Origin of the sequence: Megasphaera sp. An286 (assembly GCF_002163455.1) — a bacterium.
Taxonomy (GTDB): Bacteria; Bacillota; Negativicutes; order Veillonellales; family Megasphaeraceae; genus Megasphaera; species Megasphaera stantonii.
Genome location: NZ_NFIY01000017.1, coordinates 48,774 through 55,140, shown reverse-complemented (window position 1 = coordinate 55,140; position 6,367 = coordinate 48,774). Strand labels below are relative to the sequence as shown.

Annotated in this window: 5 protein-coding genes; all 5 read right to left on the bottom strand. The window is 55.7% G+C overall.

Going from position 1 to position 6,367, the window contains the following annotated elements; translation table 11 throughout:
* Positions 1-186 precede the first annotated feature (186 nt).
* The 5 genes from serS to B5F80_RS08510 all read right to left on the bottom strand — a co-directional run bounded on the left by serS (position 187) and on the right by B5F80_RS08510 (position 6,353).
* Complete coding sequence (gene serS / locus B5F80_RS08530) at positions 187-1,470, bottom strand: serine--tRNA ligase (protein ID WP_087478405.1); 1,284 nt, start codon at positions 1,468-1,470, stop codon at positions 187-189.
* Positions 1,471-1,529: 59 nt separating this feature from the next.
* Positions 1,530-2,174 carry a histidine phosphatase family protein gene (locus B5F80_RS08525; protein ID WP_087478404.1) on the bottom strand — a complete coding sequence of 215 codons (645 nt, stop codon included), beginning with the start codon at positions 2,172-2,174 and terminating at the stop codon, positions 1,530-1,532.
* 9 nt (positions 2,175-2,183) lie between these two features.
* The gene (serA, locus tag B5F80_RS08520; protein WP_087478403.1) at positions 2,184-3,779 is read right to left on the bottom strand and encodes a phosphoglycerate dehydrogenase; all 1,596 of its coding nucleotides are present in this window, start codon (positions 3,777-3,779) and stop codon (positions 2,184-2,186) included.
* Positions 3,780-3,834: 55 nt separating this feature from the next.
* Positions 3,835-4,908, bottom strand: a complete 1,074-nt coding sequence (serC, locus tag B5F80_RS08515; RefSeq protein WP_087478402.1) for a 3-phosphoserine/phosphohydroxythreonine transaminase — start codon at positions 4,906-4,908, stop codon at positions 3,835-3,837.
* Between the two features lie 719 nt (positions 4,909-5,627).
* A complete protein-coding gene (locus tag B5F80_RS08510; RefSeq protein WP_087478401.1) occupies positions 5,628-6,353 on the bottom strand; it encodes an antibiotic biosynthesis monooxygenase in 726 nt (241 codons plus the stop codon).
* Between the last annotated feature and the right edge of the window lie 14 nt (positions 6,354-6,367).

Genomic DNA, 6,367 nt, shown 5'->3' with positions numbered 1-6,367 from the left:
TGGGCTACCATACGCCGTCAGAGCTATTTGATGCATTCCTCGATGAAGTTTATGCTAGTGAGTGTGTTTCCTGATTATGGTTGTTCAAATTCAACTTGCAATTTACCATCAAAAAAGAACGGGACATTTCTATGATACCATAGGAACGTCCCGTTCTTTTTATATTTCTATATTATATAACCAGTCTTATTTCTGTTTCGTAATGACGTCGCAGTGCATGTACGGACGGAGGACTTCCGGTACGACGACGGAGCCGTCGGCCTGCTGGTAGTTTTCCAGGATGGCGGCGACGGTACGGCCTACGGCAAGGCCGGAGCCGTTGAGGGTATGGACGTATTCCGGTTTGTCCTTCGGCGTGCGGCGGAAGCGGATGTTGGCGCGGCGAGCCTGGAAATCTTCCGTATTGGAGCACGACGAGATTTCGCGGTATTTGCCCTGGGCCGGGAACCATACTTCGACGTCGAAGGTCTTCGCGGCGGAGAAGCCGATATCGCCGGTGCAGAGGCAGACGACGTGGTACGGCAGGCCGAGGGCTTTCAGGATGTCTTCGGCGTTGTTCGTCATCTTGTCCAGTTCTTCATAGCTCGTTTCAGGAGCGGAGAATTTGACCATTTCTACCTTGTGGAACTGGTGCTGGCGGATGAGACCGCGCGTGTCTCGGCCGGCCGAGCCTGCTTCGGCGCGGAAGCACGGCGTCATGGCCGTCAGGTAGATGGGCAGCTTGGAGCCGTCGATGATTTCGCCGCGGTAGTAGTTGGTCAGCGGTACTTCGGCCGTCGGAATCATGTACATTTCTTCGCCTTCGACGTTCAGGCGGTACATGTCTTCGTAGAATTTCGGCAGCTGGCCCGTACCGATCATGGTGTCGCGGTTGACGATGTACGGCGGGATGACTTCGGTGTAGCCGTCTTTATAAACGTGCTGGTCGAGCATGAAGTTGTATACGGCTCGTTCGAGGCGCGCGCCGAGGCCGATGTAGTAGTAGAACCGTGCGCCCGTAGCCTTCGCCGCCCGTTCGGAGTCGAGGATGCCGAGGTTTTCGCCTACGTCCCAGTGATTGAGGGGTTCAAAGTCGAATTTCGGCAGTTCGCCCCATTTGCGGACTTCCGGGTTGTCGCTGTCGTCTTCGCCGACGGGAACGGAGGGATTGCACATGTTCGGAATCATGAGCTGGATGTCGAGCATGTCTTTTTCTACGGCTTTAACTTCTTTATCGAGGACGTCGATGTCGTCGCCGAGCTTCTTCATTGCGGCGATCTGGGCGTCGGCGTTTTCTTTATTCCGTTTCAGCTTGCTGATTTCCTGCGTCACCGTGTTGCGTTCGCTCTTCATGGCTTCTACCTTCTGCAGGAGCTCGCGGCGCTTGGCGTCGAGTTCGACGAATTTGTCTACGTCGGCGCTGGCGTGACGCTTGGCAAGGTTGTCTTTGACTTCTTCAACGTGTTCACGGATAAATTTCGTATCTAACATTGGTATTCTTCCTTTCGTTATGCAAAACAGCGTAAATTTGTACTGTTATATTATACTCGTTACAGCCCTTTTTGTTCAATACCGCTGAACAAATACCCCATGTGATTTGTTGAATTCAGCAGGACGAGACGCCAGCGGCCATCCTGGCATTCGAGGACGTTGATGCAGGTGTTGTCCTGCTTGATCTGCCAGAAATGGCTCATGTCGAGGCCGAGGACGTCGCAGATAATCGCCTTGTTTACGGCGTCGTGGGCGGCGACGAGGACCGTCTTGCCGTCGTAGGCCGCAGCGTATTCGTCGAAGGCGGCGCGGACGCGGCGGCGCACGTCTTCCAGGGACTCGCCGCCCGGGCCGGGCATGGTGACCAGATGGGGCTCCGTGTGCCACTGGTGAAATTCCGTCGGGTACTGGGCTTCGATGTCGTCAGCCAGGCGGCCTTCCCAGTCGCCGTGGTTGATTTCCAGGAGCCGGTCGTCCTTCAGCACGTCGAGGCCGTGGAGCTTGGCGCAGAAGGCGCAGGTCATGTACGACCGTTCCAAGGGGCTGGAAATGGCTGCGTCGATGGGCGTATCCTTCAGGCCCTTGGCAACCATATGGCCCTGCCTGAGGCCCCGTTCGCTCAGGTGCGTGTCTTCCTGGCCCTGATAGCGGCCTTCTATATTCCATTGCGTTTCGCCGTGGCGAATCAGTATGATGCGTACCATAGTGTCCTCCTAGTGCTGCACGTCGCAGTGAATGAGCTTCATATCGAGAATGCCGTCGATGGAGCGGAGCTTGAGCATGATGTCGTTGGGAATGTCGTCCTGCACGGCAATGGCCATGATGTTGTTGCCGGCCTGGGTCATGCGGCCGACCTGCATGCCTGTGATGTTGATGCGGGCCTGGCCGAGGATCGTCGAAATCTGGCCGATCATGTTCGGCTGGTCGACGTGCGGCGCCAGGAGCAGGTAACCTTCGGGCGTAAAGTCGACGCGGTATTCGTCGATCTGGACGATTTTCGCTTCGTTTTTATTGAACAGCATGCCGACGACGGAGTGTTCGCCCTTGGCCGTCTTGATGCGCACCGTCACGGCGTCGAGGAAATAGCCGTTGTCGTGGGACTTGATTTCCTTGACGGCAATGTGGCGCATCTTGGCCACTTCCGGCGCGTTGACGAAATTGACCGAATCCTGCAATATGGGGTTCAGGGCTCCCTTGAGGACGGCCGTCGTGAGGAGCCGCGTTTCCGTGTCGGCCAGTTCGCCCGTGTATTCGACCTGGATTTCCTTCATCGGCCCTTCCGTGAGGTATACGCCGATAACGCCCATCCGTTCCATGAGATCGAAATAGGGGTGAATGACGTTGTACACGTTCATCGGTACGGGAGCCATGTTGACCGCCGTCGGCACGGGCTCGCCGTTGAGAGCAGCCATGACGCCTTCGGCGACGTCGACGGACACGCCGATCTGCGCTTCCACAGTCGATGCGCCCAGATGGGGCGTAATGACGACGTTGTCCAAGCCTTCAAAGGGATTGATATCCTGTCCCAGCGGTTCTTCCGGGAAGACGTCGACAGCCGCGCCAGCTACGTGGCCGCTCCGCAGGGCGTCTGCCAGGGCGTTGATATCCAGCACAGCGCCGCGCGATACGTTGATCACCCGCACGCCGTCTTTCATCTTGGCGATTTCTTCCGCGCCGATCATGCCCGTCGTCTCCTTCGTCAGAGGCGTGTGCATCGTAATGTAGTCGGATGTGCGCAGGAGCGTATCCAAGTCGACCGATTCGACGCCGAGCTGCTTAAAGCGGTCTTCGGGAATGTACGGGTCGTAGCCGATGGTCTTCATTTCCATGGCCTGCATGCGCTTGGCGATGCCCGAGCCAATGCGGCCGAGGCCGATGATGCCGATGGTCTTGTCCTTGAGCTGGATGCCCGTAAACCGTTCCCGGTCCCATTCGCCGGCCATCAGGGAATCGTGAGCCTGGGGGATGTGGCGGGTCATGGCCATGATCATGGCGCAGGTATGTTCCGTCGCGGCTACCGTATTGGACGTCGGCGCATTGACGACGATAATCCCCCGTTCCGTCGCCGTCTTGATATCGATGCTGTCGACGCCGACGCCGGCCCGGCCGATGACCTTCAATTTCGTGGCCGCGTCGATGACCTTTTCCGTTACGTGGGTCATGGAGCGGGTAATCAGGCCGTCGTACTCGCCGATGCACTCGATAAGTCCCGCTTCGTCTAAATTCGTTTTGACGTCTACCTCATAGCCGTGCTCCCTCAGCAGCTCTACCCCTTTGATAGAAACGTCGTCGCTGACTAATATTTTCATGTTCGTATCCTCCTGATCATCTACTGTACTGTGCGGGCTTCGCGCCCGCCGTAGGTTAATGGTTCTTTCTGAATTCTTCCATAAATTCGGCCAGAGCCCGACAGCCTTCCTCCGTCACGGCGTTGTAAATAGACGCCCGGCAACCGCCGAGGGACCGATGGCCCTTGAGGCCTACGAGGCCCCGTTCCGCCGCCTGGGCGACGAATGCCGCTTCCAGCTCCGCCGTCGGCAGGTTGAACGTCACGTTCATGAGGCTGCGCGAATCGGCAGCCGCATGGCCCCGGTAAAATCCGTCGCTGCCGTCGATGGCCGCGTATACGATGCCGGCCTTCTGCACATTGCGCCGGTACGCCCCTTCCAAGCCGCCGTTGTCTTCCAGCCAATGCATGACCTTGTTGATAAAATAAATGCCGAAGACCGGCGGCGTATTATACGTCGAGTCGTGTTCCACATAGGTCTTGTACTGGAGTACGACCGGCACGTCTTCCTTCGCCTGCGCCAGGAGAGAATCCTTGATGATGGCTACGACGACGCCGGCCGGGCCGATGTTTTTCTGGGCGCCGGCATAGATGAAATCGAACTTCGACACGTCTACAGGCTGGCTCATGAAGTCGCTGGACATGTCGCAGAACAAGGGCACGTCGAAGGACGGATAGCCGTGCCATTCCGTGCCGTGAATCGTGTTGTTCGACGTCATGTACACGTAGTCCGTATCGGGCTGGACGACAAAGGTATCGGCCTTGGGAATATAGGAAAACCCGTCGGCCTTGCTGGACGACACTTCATAGACATCGCCGAAGAAGGACGCCGCCTTCATGGCCTTGTCAGACCATACGCCCGTATTCAGATAGCCGCCGCGGCGCTTGAGAAAATTCATGGCGTGCATGGCGAACTGCAGGCTGCCGCCGCCTTGCATAAAGACGATATGATAGTCGTCCGGCACCTGAAGCAGACGGCGCATGAGCCCTACCGTTTCATCCTGCATGTCCTGATAGGCCGCGCTGCGGTGGCTGATTTCTACGATGCTCATCCCCGTATGATTAAAATCGAGAAATTCAGCCTGTACCGCTTTCAATACGTCCAGCGGCATCGCCGACGGTCCGGCGTTAAAATTATACACTCGTTTCATACCTCTCATGTCCCCTCGTGCAGAGAGCCGCAGGGAAACTCTCTCGCTTGTAATAATAAAAAAACTCCCGTCCCTAAAAAGGGACGAGAGTATACTCCCGCGTTGCCACCCAGCTTGCCTTTCGGCCATCTCGTCGCGCTGTATCGGGCGTACCCGTCAAATTCGTCATTTGATGCTCCGGAGCGGAATGCTTTGCTGCCCTGCTGCCTCGCACCGTTCCGGCAGCTCTCTGTAACAGACACGCCAAGCTTTTTTCTCTTTCATCGCGTTGGTTTCGTAAAATTAGGTCTATTATAAACACAAATGTATTATCTGTCAAGACACAGAAAGGTAAAAATCACGTATAGCGAACTATATGCCTGCCGCGCTATGGCGACGGGGCGCGTTCGTATGCTGTTTACGCAATAAAACATATATTCTATTTATCTGTGTCCTATGCTATACTAAACGTGTTGCTCTTTCTCCTATCCAGCAACGGAAAGGAGATGCGCCGTGGAAACCACATTACTTTCTTTTTTACTATCTGTTGCGGCAGGTATACTCGCTAATTATATCTGTCAGTGGCTGAACAGATATCGATAAGAGCAATCAGCCCATAGCAAGACACCCCGGAAAGTCGCTACCTTTCCGGGGTGTTCGTGCGCTGTGGCACATTACTTTCTTTTCTACAATTAGTATAACGATAGTTACAGGTTCTGTCAATGAAAACTGCCCGTATATTAGTTCACGCCCCGTTGGCTTAGCGTAATGCGGACGGGCTGATTTTCGATGTGATTCTGCATGACGATCATGTCCTGCGTATCGCGGCAGAAGGCCTGGTATGCCGGCGAAGCGACATACGCTTCATAGCCTTCTTCATCGGTAAAGATACCCATCGTATGGATTCGGGCCGGATTGTCCTTTTCAGCCGTCGCATAGAGTCCGACGACGTGCTCATCATCAGCGGCGGCCCGGCGGATTTCCTCGACCAATCGCTGCTCATAGGCTTCCAGGCATTCCGGCTTGACTTGGATCAAATCCATCTGTACGCTCGTCCCCACGCCGTTGTCTTTTTGTTCCAGGGCGATACCTGTGGCCTCCAAAATCTTCACGCCCTTCAAATAGGGACGACGTGCTTCGTCATAGGCGCGGAAGCCGTCGCTCGCCGCGTGGATGCGGTAGGCGTCGTCGTCTTTATAGAATTCCAATACGCGCATGATATTGGGATTCTTGACATCTACGGCTCCATACAAGGCGTAGGTGCCATCTTCCTTCGCAACTTCCGGAGCGACGTGCTTCGCCCCTAACTGCTGCAGGACGCTCATCTGTCCGTCAGCCGATTCGACGACAGCCCAGTGAATCAAGGGCATATTCCCGTCCGGCGTCTGCACGCTCGCCCCTTGGACAGATGCGGCGGCAAACAACGTACTCAGCGCGGCGGCAATACAAAGCAATTTTCTTTTCATCGATTTTTCACCTC